Here is a 16597-nt window from a genome sequence, read left to right as displayed (position 1 = left end):
GCTACAAAATATAATCGGTTTGATATGTTCTTCTCGTTTGTTGCCAAGCTGAACTACTTTTTAGATTTAACTTTAATTTTTGTTGGCGGTATTTCTGAAATTGCCAACCCTTTTTTTTCCATTTTCAATTCTACAACGGTTTCTTTTTTCAGTTCCATAAGGCGTGTCCTGCCATCCACAAAAGCCGACCGTAATTCTTTTGCTTCATTATTTAATTGTGCAATTTGATGTACTTTTTTATCTGCACTATGGGAACTGGCTATCATAACAATGGCTAAAACGGAAACGAACAAAATCATTCGCCAGCTTTTAGGCGCATCTTCATTTATAAGAAACGTTCCTTTTAGTATGTTATTAATCCCCTTTTTCATTTGATTCCCTATTTAATAGGAATTATAGTTTTTTAGCAATTCGAAGTTTGGCACTTCTTGCGCGATTATTTGCTTTTATTTCTTCTCGCGATGGCACTATTAAACTACCAACCTTTTTCATTGGTACTTCAAAATTGCCAAACACATCGCGTTCTGGTTCGCCTTCAAAAAGACCATTTCTTATAAAACGTTTTACCAATCTATCTTCTAATGAATGATATGAAATAACGCTTAACCTGCCTCCTTTCACCAAAATCTCTGGCGCTTGTAACAAAAAGGATTTTAAAACTTCAATCTCCTGATTCACTTCAATACGAATGGCTTGATAAATTTGAGCCAATACTTTGTTTTCCTTTTTATGCTGTAAAAATGGCTTTAAAGCCAATTTTAACTGATCACTGGTTTTAATGGGCTCTAATTTTCGCTGCTCAACTATAGCGCGTGCCATAGCATTTGCTTGTCGTAACTCGCCATATTGCCAAAGCACTTGACTTATTTGCTCTTCATCATAATCATTAACCACATTATAAGCAGACAAATCACTTTTCTGATTCATACGCATATCTAAATCCGCTTCAAAGCGAGTAGAAAATCCGCGTTCTGCTACATCAAATTGATGAGATGACACGCCAAAATCGGCCAAAATACCATCCACTTCTTTCGCGCCATAGAATCGTAAAAAACGCTTCATAAACTGAAAATTCTCATGAATTAGCGTAAATCGTTCGTCATCAATCGTATTTTCAAGGGCATCAGGATCTTGATCAAAAGCAAAAAGCTTCCCATTTTTCCCCAAACGTTTTAGGATTTCTTTACTGTGACCACCACCTCCAAAGGTGACATCCACATAGACACCATTTTCTTTAATATTCAAACCATCAACGGTTTCTTTCAGTAAAACTGGATTATGATATTCCATGATCGTCATCGTCTTGTCCCATTACTTCCTCCGCCAAATCAGCAAAATCGCCTGTAGCATCATCAATAGCTTGCTCGTATTTATCTTTATCCCAAATCTCAACGATGTTGATTGCACTTGACATAACTATTTCTTTTGAAATATCTGCGAATGCAACTAGATCTTTAGGAATAAGCAAACGACCAGTTGCATCCACCTCAATAATTTTAACACCCGCCGTGAAGCGACGTATAAAATCATTGTTCTTTTTCTTAAACCGATTTAACTTATTTACTTTTTGCATCAAGGCCTCCCATTCAGCCATTGGATACAATTCCAAACACGGTTGAAAAACAGCACGTTTTAAAACAAATCCGTTTTGCAAAGCAGGCGCCAACTGTTTTTTCAGCGCAGCAGGCAACATCAGTCGTCCTTTTGCGTCTACTTTACATTCGTATGTTCCTATTAATGAGCTCAAAGCGGTTTGTATCGATTCTCGGGTTTAAGATTCAAATATATTGAAAATTTTACCACCTTTTACCACTTTCTACCACTTTGTTGATAATTTTTCGATTATATGTGAAGAAAAGTCGATTTGAAAACACAGAAAAGTCCTTTAAGAACTACCAATCAGGAAATTAAACGCTGAAAAACTTTAACATTTAGCAATTGTTAACATCTTGATTAAAAGTCTGCCATGTCACTTTTAAGAAAAGTGAATATATTCACAATGATTTACCTATATTTGTTTGAAGAAAAGACTAACCAATTAATGGCGCATAGATTAAAAAAAGAGAAAAGCTATAGTTACATAGAGGTAGGAGAAGGCACACCCATCATTGTTTTACATGGTTTAATGGGTGGATTAAGCAATTTCGATTCTGTAACTAATTATTTCAGTCAAAAGGGGTATCGTGTAATTATTCCCGAATTACCGATTTATTCCATGTCGCTTTTAAAGACAAACGTAAAAAGTTTTGCCAAGTATTTACACGATTTCATAGAATTCAAAGAACTTGATGAGGTTATTTTATTGGGAAACTCCTTGGGCGGACATATTGGTTTGTATCATACGAAATTATACCCAAAAAAAGTAAAAGGTTTAATTATTACCGGAAGCTCTGGACTTTACGAAAGCGCCATGGGTGGCGGCTACACAAAGCGTAGTGATTACGAGGTGATTAAGAAAAAAGCACAAGACGTTTTTTATGACCCTGAAGTAGCCACTAAAGAAATTGTTGACGAAGTTTACGAAACTGTAAACGACAGGAACAAACTAATTAAAACCTTGGCTATTGCTAAAAGCGCTATTCGTCATAATATGGCAAAAGATTTACCAAATATGAAGACGCCAACTTGTATAATTTGGGGGAAAAATGATACGGTTACACCACCAGAAGTGGCGGTTGAATTTGACGAATTATTACCAGATTCAGAATTATTTTGGATTGATAAATGTGGCCATGCAGCCATGATGGAACATCCCGATGAATTTAACACCATTCTAGATAGTTGGTTAACGAAACGCGGATTATAAAACAGTAACTCTTAAAAACCCAAAATTCTGGGAATAAGCTATGGAAATTAAATCGGCAGAATTTGTAATGAGCAATTCTGATGTTGCAAAATGTCCCAAAAACTTGGTTCCGGAATATGCCTTTATTGGGCGCAGCAATGTTGGGAAATCCTCATTAATCAACATGCTTACAAGTAGAAAAAGTCTAGCTAAAACGTCAGGTAGACCTGGAAAAACACAGCTTATAAACCATTTCTTAATTAATAAAAATTGGTATTTGGTAGATTTACCAGGCTATGGCTATGCGCGTGTATCCAAAAGCTCCAAAAAAACATTTCAAAAGTTTATAACCGATTATTTCACACAACGTGAGCAATTGGTGTCCGCTTTTGTTTTAGTAGATATTAGACATAAACCCCAGCCCATAGATTTAGAGTTTATGGCATGGATGGGTGAAAACGGCATTCCTTTTTCCATAATTTTCACCAAAGCTGATAAGCTAAAACCGCAAGCCATTTTAAACCATGTAGCCGATTACAGTGCTATTATGCTAGAAACTTGGGAGGACATGCCAAATTATTTTATTACATCTTCTTCTAAAAACATCGGTAAAGATGATGTTCTAAAATACATTCATGAGCTGAATGAAAACATGGAGGAATGAAAACCTGCTTTCATTTCTATTTAATTCTTACCGCACAATTTATAGTTGCAAGAAAACATCTTTTAAGCAATCCCTAACGAATAAATTTTTAGACAATCAAAAAGTGTGGCGTTATGATTTCACGTCCAAGGCATCCCGAAGCGCATTTCCCATGAGCATAAAGGCCATAACCAAACTCATAATGCAGAATCCTGGAATTAAAGCCAAATAGGGTTTTCCAAGAATGATGTAATTGTAATGATCTTTTATCATAGCTCCCCAACTTGCCATAGGTGGTTGTGCACCAATTCCTAAAAAGCTCAAGCCACTTTCAATTAAAATAGCTGCCGCAAAATTAGCTGCCGAAATTACAATAACTGGCGCCATAATGTTTGGTAGAATATGTTTGGTGATTATTCTAAAATCATTAAAACCCAACGCGCGTGCCGCTGTAACATACTGCATTTCTTTAACACCCATAACTTGGCCACGTACTACACGAGCCACTTCCACCCACATAGTTAAACCTACGGCAATAAACACCTGCCAAAACCCCTTTCCTAAAGCTAACGTAATGGCGATTACCAGAAGTAAGGTTGGTATGGACCAAGACACATTTATAAACCACATAATAATGGCATCCACACGACCACCAAAATAACCAGCCACGCTACCCATAAAAATGCCAATTACCAGAGATATAAAAACGGCTATAAAGCCAATGAAGAAGGATATTCTAGCACCAACAAGTGTTCTACTCAATAAATCACGACCATATTTATCAGTTCCGAAAAGGAAGGTTTTATTCGAAATTAAATCTGATTCAGAAAGGCCATTCATGTCTATCGTTTTGGTCATGCCTTCTAAACCATCAGACGCATATTCTGTATAGGTTAATGTATTATTTTGGATAGAATAAGACGTTATTGGGATTTCAGTATCTTGAATTTTCTTCCCAAAGAATATACTTGAAAAGAACGAATCTTCAATTTCTGTTTCTTGAGGAATAGTTAGCATTTGAACCGTAAATCCTGGTTTTTTAGAATGTATAGACAAATGCATCTGATTGGCAAACTGGGAGTTATCAGGCGCAATTACATAAGCAAATATGGAAATTATCCCAACAAAAACAATAAATCCCAAACTAAAAACGCCCCAGAAATCTTTTTTGAATTTCTGGAGCGCTAATTGACTTAATGAGTTGGATTGTTGACTCATGAATTTCTAGTCCTTAACTGTCGCCATTTTTTTAATATTATACGATGTCTTTAGATCTTGCAAAACATGTAATGCTTCTTCAACATACACATCTTTGCTTAAGCTTTCATGCCAGCGCTGACGTTTGTCCTTTAAAACAGTATCCTGAACAAAAAGCTTTTGTTCATAAGGCAATGACTCGTATGTTAAATTGGTTTGGTATTCTCCAATTTTATCAAAGGTTTTGGATTCCGTTTCGTTGGCATCTAATTTCGCTTTGTAGTCTTCATAATTTAATGGGTAGGTTTTTTCATCCATTCGTGCCCGCACCCATTGCGCATTATCTGCAATTAATTTGAGCTGTTCGTTATCTTTCATACGCTCATTACTCATTTTTATGGTAGTATCATAATCAAAATAACCTTCCCATAACTTATAGTCGGCTGCATCAATTTCATCCCAAGACAATGGGTTTCTCTGATCCTTTTCACCAATATCTATATAACTGAAACGGTCTGGAACAACCACATCACTTTTTACACCTTCCAACTGAACAGATCCACCATTAATCCTATAATATTTTTGTCTCGTAACTTTTAAAGCGCCCAAATCTCCTTCTTGATTATTTCTAACCATGTTGTTTAAATCATAAAAAGATTGAACAGTTCCTTTGCCATAGGTTTGTTTACTTCCAATAATAATAGCGCGTTTATAATCTTGCATGGCTGCAGCCATAATTTCTGAAGCTGATGCAGAAAATTCATTAACTAAAATTACTAATGGACCATCCCAAACTATAGATTTATCGGTATCGCTTAATACTTCCTTTGGATGCTCTGTTGAACGCACTTGAACAATTGGGCCATCTTCAATAAAAAGTCCGGCCATTTCCACAACGGTTTGAAGTGATCCACCGCCATTGTTACGCAAGTCTAAAACCAAACCTTCCATGCCTTGCTCTTTAAGACGAATAATTTCATTCTTAACATCATTAGCTGCATTTAATTTTTGATAATCTTCAAAATCTGCGTAAAATTTCGGCAGGTTTATAATTCCAAAATTCTTGCCATCCTTCTTAACAAAAGCGGACTTGGCGTGGGTTTCTTCAATTTCCACTATATCACGCGTAATTTTTATTACTTTGGTTGTACCATCAACTTTTTTAACCGTTAAAAACACATTAGTTCCTTTAGGACCTTTTATCAGTTTAATAGCATCATCAATACGCATACCCGTTATGGTAATGGCATCTTTTTCATATTCCTGACGCACTTTCATAATTACATCACCTACTTCCAACTCTTTTCCTCTCCAGGCTGGACCTCCTGAAATTAATTCCAAGATTTTAGTATTATCATTTCGCTTTTGTAAACGCGCCCCAATACCTTCTAATTTTCCGGCCATATCTTGATTAAAAGCCTCCTTATCTTGAGGTGCAAAATATGTAGTATGTGGATCAAATTCTTGGGCAATTGCATTGATGTACATTACAAACCAGTCATCGCGATCTAAATCATCTATATAATCGTTGTAATAAATATCAATAGTTTTAAGTGTTGCTTCACGCGATTCTTTTTCAATTTCAGCCATCGATTTTTTAACAACGCGATCCGTGTTTAAAGAATCGGCACGGGCATTTATTTTTTCTAAATTTTCCTGCTCCACCATCAATTCATCATAATTTGATAAATTGCTATATTTTAAACGTTGTCTCCATCTATCTGTTAATTCTTTCTTATTCTTCACATAGCCGATGTTTTCATAATCTGCATCGTAGGTTTCGTTTTTCGTATAATCAAAAGGTTCATCTAAAATAGTTTTATAGATAACTTTAGCTTCTTCAATACGTTTTATTAAACGCTCATGTGTTAAGTTGAAGAATGAAATATCATAAGCTTTCAATTGATCATCTAACTCCGTTTTATATTTCGAAAATTCTTCAATATCCGATTTGTAGAAATATTGTTTTAATGGATCTATCTGGTCGAGATAATCCAAATACACCTGTTCAGAAAAGTTATCATCCATTGCTTTTGGATCAAAATGACCACGTTCTAAAACGTAGGTTATTACTTGAATAAGCAATTTATCTTTATCCGGATCATCAAATGTTTTGGTAGTAAAACTACAGGATGCAAATGCCAGTAACAGCAAGAGCACTAAAATGTTATAATTCCTTTTCATAAGTCTCAAAAAAAGCATAGATTATTTTTCACTAAATTAATGAAAAAACCATGCCAATTAAACCAATCACTAATAATTTTTTGTTAAACCATATAAATTCAGGCATTGCACATGATTTTATGTATTTTAGCAACCGTAATAAACGAAAATAAAATGACAAAAAGACCACTAATTTTAGTCACAAACGACGATGGTATAACAGCTCCTGGCGTGCGCGCATTAATTGAGGCCGTAAAAGATTTAGGCGATATTGTGGTGGTAGCACCAGATAGCCCACAAAGTGCCATGGGCCATGCCATAACCATTAATTCTACTTTGCATTTAGAGCGTGTAAAAATTGATGAATCTGGGCGTATTGAATACAGCTGTTCGGGTACACCTGCAGATTGCGTAAAATTAGCGGTTAACGAAATTTTAGATAGACGTCCAGACCTTTGTGTTTCTGGTATAAACCACGGTTCAAATTCCTCTATAAATGTTATTTATTCAGGAACAATGAGTGCTGCTTTGGAGGCTGGAATTGAAGGTGTGCCTGCTATTGGCTTTTCGCTTTTAGACTATAATTATAATGCCGATTTTTCCGCGGCCAAAATTATAGCAAAAAAGGTAACGCAAGAAGTTTTAAAAAACGGTCTACCAAAAGATATTGTATTAAACGTTAACATTCCAAACCTGAAGAAAGAAGACATTAAGGGCATTAGAATATGCCGACAAGCCAAGGCAAACTGGCAAGAAGAATTTGATAAACGCCAAACACCTCAAGGGAAAGATTATTATTGGTTAACTGGGAAATTTGTTAATTTAGATAAAGGCGAAGACACAGATGAATGGGCTTTAGAAAACGGTTTTGTTTCCGTGGTTCCGGTTCAATTTGATTTAACAGCGCACCATTATGTTCAGCAATTAAATACATGGAATTTTAATGATTAAAAAAGAAGTTTTTATCGGTTTATTAGTGGGCTTAATTGCCAATGCCATAGGTGTATATTTAGCTACTATGGTTTTAGGGAATCATACTGATTTTATCATGGCACTAAAAAATGCTTCTGCTGAAGGTTTTCTAGGAAAATTGGTGAGCCTTGGAGCCATTTTAAATTTAGCCGCCTTTTTTATCTTTATTAAGAAAAAACAAGATTATCGCGCTAGAGGTGTGCTTTTAGCAACCGTTATTGTTGCGGTTTCAACATTTCTATTTAAATTTATGTAGTATGAAATATTATATAATTGCTGGTGAAGCTTCAGGTGATTTGCATGGTTCCAATCTCATGAAAGCTCTGAAAAAAGAAGATCCTAAAGCGGAATTTCAGTTTTGGGGAGGCGACTTGATGCAAGCCGTTGGTGGTACTTTGGTGAAACACTACAAAGAACGCTCGTTTATGGGTTTTGCGGAGGTGATTATGAACCTCTCCTCTATCTTTAAAGATTTCGATTTATGTAAAACGGATATTGCCGAATACCAACCAGATGTTATAATTTTTATAGACAATTCAGGATTTAACCTGCGTATTGCCAAATGGGCAAAAAAAGAAGGGTTTAAAACCAATTACTATATTTCACCTCAAGTTTGGGCATCCCGAGCAGGGCGTGTAAAAGACATTAAACGCGATATTGATGCCATGTACGTTATTTTACCTTTTGTTGAAACGTTTTATAAAACCCATGATTATCCTGTAACGTTTGTTGGTCATCCCCTTATTGACGCTATTTCTGGTCGTGAACAAATTAGCGAAGCAGCCTTTAGAGCAGAAAACGAATTAAGCGAAAAACCAATAATTGCACTATTACCTGGTAGTAGAAAACAAGAAATTTCTAAAATGCTATCGGTTATGTTAAGCTTGACGCCTGACTATCCTAACTATCAGTTTGTAATTGCGGGTGCACCAAGTCAGGATTACGATTTCTACAAACAGTTTATTAAAAATTCCAATGTTCATTTTATCTCAAACAAAACGTACGATTTATTAAGTGTGGCTTCCGCAGCATTGGTAACATCGGGAACGGCCACTTTGGAAGCAGCTTTATTTAAGGTTCCAGAAGTGGTTTGCTATAAAGGCAGTTGGCTTTCTTACCAAATTGGCAAGCGTTTGGTTAAGCATATTAAATACATTTCATTAGTGAATTTAATTATGGATAAGGAAGTTGTAACTGAACTAATCCAAGATGAGTTTACCCGAAAAAATCTAAAATTAGAACTCGATAAAATTTTGGATAAGCCAACTAGAAACAAGCTATTTTTGGACTACTACGAACTTGAAAAAAAGTTAGGCGGTAAAGGGGCAAGTGCTAAAACGGCACAACTAATCTATAAATCCCTTAACCCGTAAAAGGCAGACTTTAAAACAGTTTTTCTTTTGAATTTTGAACACCAGAAAGTGTTTCCTGCAGGGACTTGGCAATAGCATAACCCAATAAAGGCGGAACGGCATTTCCTATTTGCTGATATTGACTCAAACCCTTTTCCCAACTCATTTTAGTTCGCATCCCTTGAAAAATAAAGGTATCTGGAAATGATTGTAATCGCGCGCCTTCACGTGCCGTAAAATTTCGATGTAAGAACGGATGAATAAAATTACTTTGAAAAGATGCTGCAATGGTTGGCGCAGGCTTTTCAGCATGTAAACGCTGATTATTTTGCGAAAAAACAATCTTGGATTTCTCCTTCGGGTTTCCACGTTTTACCGCAGCATGTTCTTGAGAAACATGCGCCAAAGATTCACCCGCTTTAATTACCTGAAACCGATTGATTAATCGTTGGGTATGACGCATAGCTATGTGGTTAAAAACCAACGTACTTTGCTGCCGTATAAATTCTTGATAAGTATTTGATGCATCCATTTCATAAGTCATTTTTTCGGCACCTTCCGATGCTTTTATTTGTGGTAAATCGGAAATGGCTTCCCAAACGCTTACCGGTTTCTCATATGTTTTCTTTGGGAAAACCGGTTGCTTTTCTAAATCCTTTCGGATGCCAATCATAATAACCCGTTGCCTATTTTGTGGCACGCCATAATCTGAAGCTAAAAGCACTTGATATTCCACCTGATATCCAATTCCAGCATTTTCAAACTCATCTTTCATAAGTTTAATAACCTGTCCTTTTTGCATGGATAATAAGCCACGTACATTTTCCATGACAAAGGCTTTGGGCTGTAAATCGGTAACCACACGAACAAACTCATAAAACAACTCGTTTCTAGGATCTGATTTTGCTTTGTTTCTGTTTTTGTTAGCCAATGAAAACCCTTGACAAGGTGGACCTCCAACAACGACATCCACAGGCTTTGAAAGGTGTTTTTTTAATTCATTTGTAGAAATGTCTCGTAGATCGTTTTTAATAAACGGCACATTTGGAAAGTTATGGGAATAGGTTTTTTCGCAATTTTCATCCACATCACTTGCTAACAGTGTTTGGAATCCAGCCCATTTAAAACCAAGTGCTAATCCACCACAACCCGAAAACAAATCGACTACATTCATATTGTAAAATTCCTTTTGAAAGGTTAAAAGTAACCGTTTTATACCTGTTGTCCAACCAAGTTTTTAAGTTGTTATTATTTTTTATAACAAAAATGTGTATTTTTGGAAATATGCAAAAAAGCTTACTTATTTTATTATGCCTATTCTGTTTTTCGGCATGTAAATCGACAAAAAAGGCGACTAGCTCATCGAAAAGAACAACTAAATCGGCTCCAGCTGTCAAAAAAATAGGCAGTAACAGCGGGACTTATAATTCTCAAGCCGAATCTATTATAGATTACGCCAAAACGTTTAACGGCGTGAAATATAAATACGGTGGCACAACCAAAAAAGGTATGGATTGTTCTGGTTTAATTGTAACATCCTTTAAAAAAGAAGCCATACAATTGCCACGAACCACATCACAATTAGCCGTAACAGGCGATTGGGTAGATGTTAAAGAAGTTCAGAAAGGGGATTTATTATTTTTTGCTACTAATAAAAATAGCCGAAACGTAAATCATGTAGGAATTGTAACCGAATCGCGTACTGGTTTTGTTGAATTTATTCATGCCTCTACCAGTAGCGGCGTTATGATTTCAGAGCTTTCTGAAAAGTATTGGTATTTTGCATTTGTTCAAGCACGACGAATCTTGTAAGTTATTTTTGTAACTTACTATTGTGAAACTTCTTGATTTTCCGATAGTTAAACTAACATGTTGTTTCATGTTAGGTATTTTAGTGAGTTTGCAGTTGGCATTATCACTGAAGTTTTCTGTGACTATAACTTTCGTACTACTTCTAATTCTTACCATTACGTATGTTGTAACTCAAAATCAGTTTAAACAATCCATCTGGTTTGGGCTAGCTGCGTATTTGATGGTTATGAGTTTGGGTAATTTAAGTGTGGAAATACATAATCATCTGAATTATGACAAACATTATACACATCAGTACTCAATTTCTGAAGCCAAATTTTCAAAGTTTCAATTACGAATTTTAGAGGTTATTAAACCCAATATATTCAACCAACGTTACATTGCTGAAATAGTAACAATTAATGGTAAAAGTGTTTTTGGAGATATTCTATTAAACATTGGTAAAGACAGCAGTTTTTCAAACCTTGAAGTAGATGATAAGATTCAAATCTTTGGCGGTTTACAAGAACTTTACAGGCCTTTAAATCCGCATCAATTTGATTACCAAAGGTATTTAGAAAACCATCAAATTTATGCTCAAATTTATAGCAAGGCTGAATTTGTTTCTGTTCTATCAAGAGAAAAACATAGCATTTATGGTTATGCTGACTATTTCCGTCAAGTGATAAATAAAGGTCTCCAGAAATATAAGTATGGTGCATCTGAATTAGCGGTTATTAACGCCCTACTTTTAGGGCAGCGTCAGGATATTGGAAAGGAATTATATGCGGATTATGTAAATGCTGGAGCCATTCATATTCTAGCAATTTCTGGATTGCATATTGGCATTATTCTGTTCCTTTTAAAATGGTTGTTTAAACCTTTATTACTTATTAAACATGGTCGGTATATTACTGCTATCATCATTCTTTTTATACTGTGGAGTTATGCCGTGGTTGCGGGATTATCACCTTCTATTTTACGCGCTGTAACCATGTTTAGTGTGATAACAATAGGTATGTATTTAAAACGGCCTTATAACATTTATAACACGTTGGCTATTTCGGCATTTATATTACTAATATGGAATCCTATGATTTTATTTGAAATCGGTTTTCAGTTAAGTTATTTAGCGGTTATTGGAATCGTAGCAATTCATCCGCTACTGTTTGCACGCTTAAAAACACCCTATGCCTTTCCTAATAAAATCATCACGTTAATAACGGTTTCATTAGCTGCGCAGTTAGGGATTTTTCCTTTGAGTATTTTCTATTTCCATCAATTTCCTGGGCTTTTCTTATTAACTAATGTGGTTGTCATTCCATTTTTAGGATTCATTCTAGGTTATGGATTATTAATTTTCGGAATGGCTTTAATGGACGTTCCTAAGAGCTTATTGACTGATATTTTTGGAGATATTATTAGTTTGATGAATCAGTTTTTTAAATGGATTGCAGAACAGGACGTTTTCATATTTAGAGATATTCCCATGAATTGGTTTCTTGTTATTGGTCTATATCTTATAATCCTACTCTTTACGAGGTATTTTATATCGAAAGCGTTCAATAAACTTGTTTTGGCAATGGTTGTGACTTGCGTATTCCAAATAGGTTTATTTTTTAATCAGTTTTGGTATAGCAATAACAACGAATTTGTAGTATTTCACAAAAGCAGACACAGTATTATTAGTAAAAATTCTAGATTTCACTTACAAGTATTCCACAACTTGGACAGCCTAAAATTAAAATCAGATTATAGCATTGCTAATTATCGCGTTGGGAATTTTATTAAGACGATAGACTATCAAAGCATTCAAAATGCCTATCATTTCAACCAGAAACAATTTTTAATAATTGACAGTTTGGGTGTTTACAAAAACATATCCTTTAAGCCGGATTATATTATTTTGAGCCAGTCGCCAAAAATTAATTTAAATCGACTAATCGATTCTTTAAATCCGCAAGTTATTATTGCTGATGGCAGCAATTACAAATCGTATATAAACCGATGGCATGAAACCTGTAAAACACGAAAACGCCTTTTTCACTATACAGGTGAAAAAGGCGCTTTTATATTGAAAGAAAACTAAATTAGTTTGTAAACTCTGGTTTAAAGGCTTGAGCAAACGCTTGAAAATCTTGCTGTGTTTTAAAATTGTTATGCTCATTATTTTTAAACACCTTTAAATATAACTCCAATTGTTGTGGTGTTTGATAACCAATAATAGGCGCTAATAAATTAGCATTTTCATCCAAATATACAATAGTAGGATAGGATCGGATACTAAAATAGCGAGCTAATTCATGACCTGAATTACGCTTGTTAGCTTTTGCTGGATCATAACCTGGGTTTGTATACGTTTTCCCTTTAAACGTAACAGTTTCATTTCCTTCAGCATTAAATTTTACGGCGTAAAAATGTTTATTAACATAATCTGCCACATCCTTATTTTGAAAGGTATTTTTATCTAACATTTTACAAGGACCACACCAGTTGGTGTACATATCCATCATGATTTTTTTAGGTTTTTTCTTTTGAAGTTCTACAGCTTCTTCAAGAGTTACCCAATTAATTTCTTGTGCCACGCTAACTGTCGAGAACCCGACAATTAGTATTAAAGTATAAAATAAATTTCTCATGTTCTATTTGTTGTATTATATGTTCCGAACTTACAAAAAACACGCCAAAAAGGCGTGTTTTGAATTAAATTTAACAATTTTATTGATTAGCGCACACCATGCATTAATCGTTTAAGTAAAGGATTTAATGCCATGGATATAAGTCCCACAGCAACAGGAATTACCGCAAAAATTAAAAAGAAGGTTCCTAAAGAATACGCTTCAGAAATCTTATCAATCATTCCACCCATAGTATTTGCAGCCTTTTGTCCAACGGCAATGGCTAAATACCATACGCCAAACATAAAACCAATCATACGAGCAGGAACTAACTTACTTAAATAGGACAATCCTAAAGGTGATAAGCACAACTCGCCCATGGTATGAAATAAGTAGGCCAGAATTAAGAATACCATGCTTACTGATGCTGTTCTAGCTCCAGGTGGAATATCTGATGCACCATATGATAAAATGGCAAAACCAACGCCTAATAACACCAATCCAATACCATATTTCATGGCAGCACTTGGGTTGTATTTACTTTCCCACCATTTCGAAAATAATGGCGCTAATGTAATAATAAAGAATGAGTTTAAAATTCCAAACCAAGTAGCATCAACCGTCATTTCTGTTTGACTAAATTTATCGTATAAACGGAATATTACTAATCCCCAAACCCCAACAAATGCAATGGCTAGGACAATATTAGAAGCGCCAATTTTGGTAAAGGTTTTCTTAAATATTAAAGCAATAACATAGGTTATAATAATCAGCGGAATTGTTGTTAAAAGCCCATCTATTATTTTAAATATTGTCGCCGAATTCCCAGTTAAACTTCTATCGGTATAATCACTTGCAAACAAGGTCATAGATCCTAAAGATTGCTCAAAGAACGCGAAGAAAAAGACTGTGAATAAGGCAAATATGGTAACAGCAATTAATCGGTCGCGAACTATAGGTAAATAACGTGCAATACGTGTAATTAACAAAACAAGAAACATGGCCAAAGCCGCAAGAATAACGATATTCGTACCACTCATTCCTCCTATTTCAAAAGGTACCAAGGACATTGAGTAGATAACATCCAAAGGATCATTAAAAAGATACAGTAATCCACCAATAGAGGATAAGACAATCAAGACATAATCGAAAGTCGTAAATGGATTTAGCTTAATTTCTGCTTGCATTTCCTCTACTATTTCCACATTGGTTTCGTTTGGTGTATGCTCCAAAACAACCTCTTCTTTTCTACCTGGTTTATCACCAATACTTCCAAATATTTTATGAGCTAACATAAATTGAAGCATTCCTAAAAGCATAAATATACCTGCTAAACCAAAGCCCCAATGCCAGCCGTAATTTTCGGCTAAATAACCACAAAGCATCATTCCAAAGAAAGCTCCAGCATTAACACCCATATAAAATATGGTATACGCACCATCCTTTTTGGACTCACGTGTTTTATACATTTCAGAAATTATAGAGGTGATATTTGGTTTAAAAAAACCAGTTCCAATTACCAATAAGGCAAGACCTATATAAAAACTCATAGTGGTATCAAAAGCCATGGCTGCGTGACCAAGGGTCATGACTAAACAACCAATAATTACGGCAATGCGATAGCCTGTAAACTTATCAGCAATCCAACCTCCTACAATAGGCGTTAAATATAGTAAAGAGGCATAAGTACCAATTAGCGCCAATGCATGTTCTCGAGGCCAATCCCATCCCGGATTATCACTCATCATTGGAGCTGTTAAAAATAAGATAAGAAGGATTCGCATTCCATAGAAAGAAAAACGCTCCCACATCTCTGTAAAGAAAAGAATAAATAGTCCTACTGGATGTCCGAGAACTGTGTCCTTAAATAAATTTTCAATATCCGTATTCATAGTATAGTTAGTTAAAATATAAAGCGCATATATAGACGAAACCGCCTGTAAATTATTTTACTTTCAAAAAGCTAGTACTGAAAATCATTACTACCTTTTCAAGTAAACATTAAAAATTACGTTACTCAATTCCATGCATCATTCTTTTCAGCATCGGGTTTAATAACAACATAATTAAAGCTGCTGAGATTGGAATTATAGTAAATATTAAAAAGAAGGTTGTTAAACCGTATTCTTCAGAAATTGGGTCGATATAACTTCCCGTAAAACCACCTAATAGATTTGCAAAGAAATTAGCTGTAAACCAAATTCCAAACATTAAACTAACAAATTTCACAGGCGCTAATTTACTTACATAAGATAACCCAACTGGAGACACACATAGCTCTCCCATAGTATGTAAGAAATAGGCAACTACCAAAAACATTAAACTAACAGAAGCTGTTTTAGCACCATCTGGTATTCCCGCTGCTCCATAAGCTAAAACTCCAAATCCAAAACCTACTAGAAGCAAGCCAATAGCAAATTTAACTGGGCCTGAAGGATTTAATTTACTTTCCCAAATTTTAGAAAATAAAGGCGCAAATAATATAATAAACAATGAATTTAAAACTGAAAACCATGATGCCGGAACTTCCGTTGCATCTGATTGAAACTCTCTATTTAACATCCAAATAACAATTCCCCAAATAATTACAAAACTCAAGCCTAATAACACATTGGCAAACGCGTAATTCTGAAATGTTTGCTTAAATAACATCACTAAAACCCAAGTAATAACCAACATTGGAACCACTGTGATTATGGTGTTTACTATTTTGAAAGTTAGTGCTGCACTACCAACTAACGCTCGATCTGTATAATCTGCTGCAAAAACGGTCATAGATCCTCCCGCTTGCTCAAATGCCCACCAGAAAAATATTACAAATATTGAAAACACACCAATAACAATCATTCTATCTCTGACAACTCCAGAACTTTCTGCTTCTTCGACAACTTCTTCTATATCTTCTCCAATTTTTTCAACACTATCCTCAATTACATCGTCAAAATCTTGTGTTTGTTTTGGCGACAATCCAATTCTTCCAAATATTTTTTGAGTAAAATAGAATTGTAACATCCCTAAAAACATAAAAATACCAGCTAATCCAAAACCATAATGCCATCCAATATTTTCCCCAATA

16 protein-coding genes are annotated in these 16597 nt (G+C 35.0%); 7 read left to right on the top strand and 9 right to left on the bottom strand.

The window, feature by feature from the left end:
• Nucleotides 1-53: 53 nt before the first annotated feature.
• Genes ACN0QX_RS11600 through mraZ form a run of 3 tightly spaced genes read right to left on the bottom strand, consistent with a single transcriptional unit; the run spans nucleotide 54 to nucleotide 1747 of the window.
• Nucleotides 54-371 carry an FtsL-like putative cell division protein gene (locus tag ACN0QX_RS11600; protein WP_248395837.1) on the bottom strand — a complete coding sequence of 106 codons (318 nt, stop codon included), beginning with the start codon at nucleotides 369-371 and terminating at the stop codon, nucleotides 54-56.
• Nucleotides 372-393: 22 nt separating this feature from the next.
• Complete coding sequence (gene rsmH / locus ACN0QX_RS11595; protein ID WP_417197148.1) at nucleotides 394-1290, bottom strand: 16S rRNA (cytosine(1402)-N(4))-methyltransferase RsmH; 897 nt, start codon at nucleotides 1288-1290, stop codon at nucleotides 394-396.
• A complete protein-coding gene (gene mraZ, locus ACN0QX_RS11590) occupies nucleotides 1277-1747 on the bottom strand; it encodes a division/cell wall cluster transcriptional repressor MraZ (protein ID WP_048331507.1) in 471 nt (156 codons plus the stop codon). Before mraZ ends, rsmH begins: the two co-directional genes overlap by 14 nt.
• Nucleotides 1748-2041: 294 nt before the next feature.
• Here mraZ and ACN0QX_RS11585 point away from each other — a divergent pair, with 294 nt between their 5' ends.
• Together ACN0QX_RS11585 and yihA are read left to right on the top strand one after the other, a co-directional pair.
• Nucleotides 2042-2806 carry an alpha/beta fold hydrolase gene (locus tag ACN0QX_RS11585; protein ID WP_417197168.1) on the top strand — a complete coding sequence of 255 codons (765 nt, stop codon included), beginning with the start codon at nucleotides 2042-2044 and terminating at the stop codon, nucleotides 2804-2806.
• Nucleotides 2807-2846: 40 nt separating this feature from the next.
• Complete coding sequence (gene yihA, locus ACN0QX_RS11580) at nucleotides 2847-3449, top strand: ribosome biogenesis GTP-binding protein YihA/YsxC (RefSeq protein WP_248395843.1); 603 nt, start codon at nucleotides 2847-2849, stop codon at nucleotides 3447-3449.
• Between the two features lie 111 nt (nucleotides 3450-3560).
• On the opposite strand, the gene ACN0QX_RS11575 is transcribed toward yihA, so the two are convergent.
• Nucleotides 3561-4646 carry an ABC transporter permease gene (locus tag ACN0QX_RS11575; RefSeq protein ID WP_248395845.1) on the bottom strand — a complete coding sequence of 362 codons (1086 nt, stop codon included), beginning with the start codon at nucleotides 4644-4646 and terminating at the stop codon, nucleotides 3561-3563.
• Nucleotides 4647-4652: 6 nt separating this feature from the next.
• On the bottom strand, nucleotides 4653-6809 hold the full coding sequence (locus tag ACN0QX_RS11570; protein WP_417197146.1) for a carboxy terminal-processing peptidase: 2157 nt from the start codon (nucleotides 6807-6809) through the stop codon (nucleotides 4653-4655).
• 153 nt (nucleotides 6810-6962) lie between these two features.
• Between ACN0QX_RS11570 and surE the strand changes: the two genes are divergently transcribed.
• Genes surE through lpxB form a run of 3 tightly spaced genes read left to right on the top strand, consistent with a single transcriptional unit; the run spans nucleotide 6963 to nucleotide 9133 of the window.
• Nucleotides 6963-7739: a 5'/3'-nucleotidase SurE gene (surE, locus tag ACN0QX_RS11565; RefSeq protein ID WP_376857893.1), complete on the top strand. Its 777-nt coding sequence runs from the start codon at nucleotides 6963-6965 to the stop codon at nucleotides 7737-7739.
• Nucleotides 7732-8016 (top strand): hypothetical protein, encoded by a 285-nt coding sequence (locus ACN0QX_RS11560; protein ID WP_376857895.1) that lies wholly within the window; start codon nucleotides 7732-7734, stop codon nucleotides 8014-8016. Before surE ends, ACN0QX_RS11560 begins: the two co-directional genes overlap by 8 nt.
• Nucleotide 8017: 1 nt before the next feature.
• Nucleotides 8018-9133, top strand: coding sequence for a lipid-A-disaccharide synthase (gene lpxB, locus ACN0QX_RS11555; protein ID WP_248395858.1), 1116 nt, complete (start codon nucleotides 8018-8020; stop codon nucleotides 9131-9133).
• Nucleotides 9134-9143: 10 nt separating this feature from the next.
• Here the strand turns inward: lpxB and ACN0QX_RS11550 are convergent, their stop codons facing one another.
• Nucleotides 9144-10286, bottom strand: a complete 1143-nt coding sequence (locus ACN0QX_RS11550) for a DNA cytosine methyltransferase (protein WP_376857896.1) — start codon at nucleotides 10284-10286, stop codon at nucleotides 9144-9146.
• Nucleotides 10287-10396: 110 nt separating this feature from the next.
• Here ACN0QX_RS11550 and ACN0QX_RS11545 point away from each other — a divergent pair, with 110 nt between their 5' ends.
• Both ACN0QX_RS11545 and ACN0QX_RS11540 read left to right on the top strand, forming a co-directional pair.
• Nucleotides 10397-10924: a C40 family peptidase gene (locus ACN0QX_RS11545; protein ID WP_417197144.1), complete on the top strand. Its 528-nt coding sequence runs from the start codon at nucleotides 10397-10399 to the stop codon at nucleotides 10922-10924.
• Between the two features lie 67 nt (nucleotides 10925-10991).
• Complete coding sequence (locus tag ACN0QX_RS11540) at nucleotides 10992-12992, top strand: ComEC/Rec2 family competence protein (protein WP_417197142.1); 2001 nt, start codon at nucleotides 10992-10994, stop codon at nucleotides 12990-12992.
• A 1-nt stretch (nucleotide 12993) separates the two neighbouring features.
• On the opposite strand, the gene ACN0QX_RS11535 is transcribed toward ACN0QX_RS11540, so the two are convergent.
• The 3 genes from ACN0QX_RS11535 to ACN0QX_RS11525 form a co-directional block, all read right to left on the bottom strand.
• Nucleotides 12994-13542, bottom strand: a complete 549-nt coding sequence (locus ACN0QX_RS11535; RefSeq protein WP_417197140.1) for a thioredoxin family protein — start codon at nucleotides 13540-13542, stop codon at nucleotides 12994-12996.
• A gap of 86 nt (nucleotides 13543-13628) precedes the next feature.
• Nucleotides 13629-15413, bottom strand: coding sequence for a peptide MFS transporter (locus tag ACN0QX_RS11530; RefSeq protein WP_376857902.1), 1785 nt, complete (start codon nucleotides 15411-15413; stop codon nucleotides 13629-13631).
• 121 nt (nucleotides 15414-15534) lie between these two features.
• Nucleotides 15535-16597 (bottom strand): MFS transporter (locus tag ACN0QX_RS11525; RefSeq protein WP_417197138.1); only part of this gene is annotated, 1063 nt, incomplete at its 5' end.

This window comes from Bizionia sp. (genome assembly GCF_048259285.1).
In the GTDB taxonomy this organism is placed as follows: Bacteria; Bacteroidota; Bacteroidia; order Flavobacteriales; family Flavobacteriaceae; genus Algorimicrobium; species Algorimicrobium hallyeonense.
Note: the sequence above shows the minus strand (reverse complement) of the source record. Positions and strands in the feature narration are given on the sequence as shown.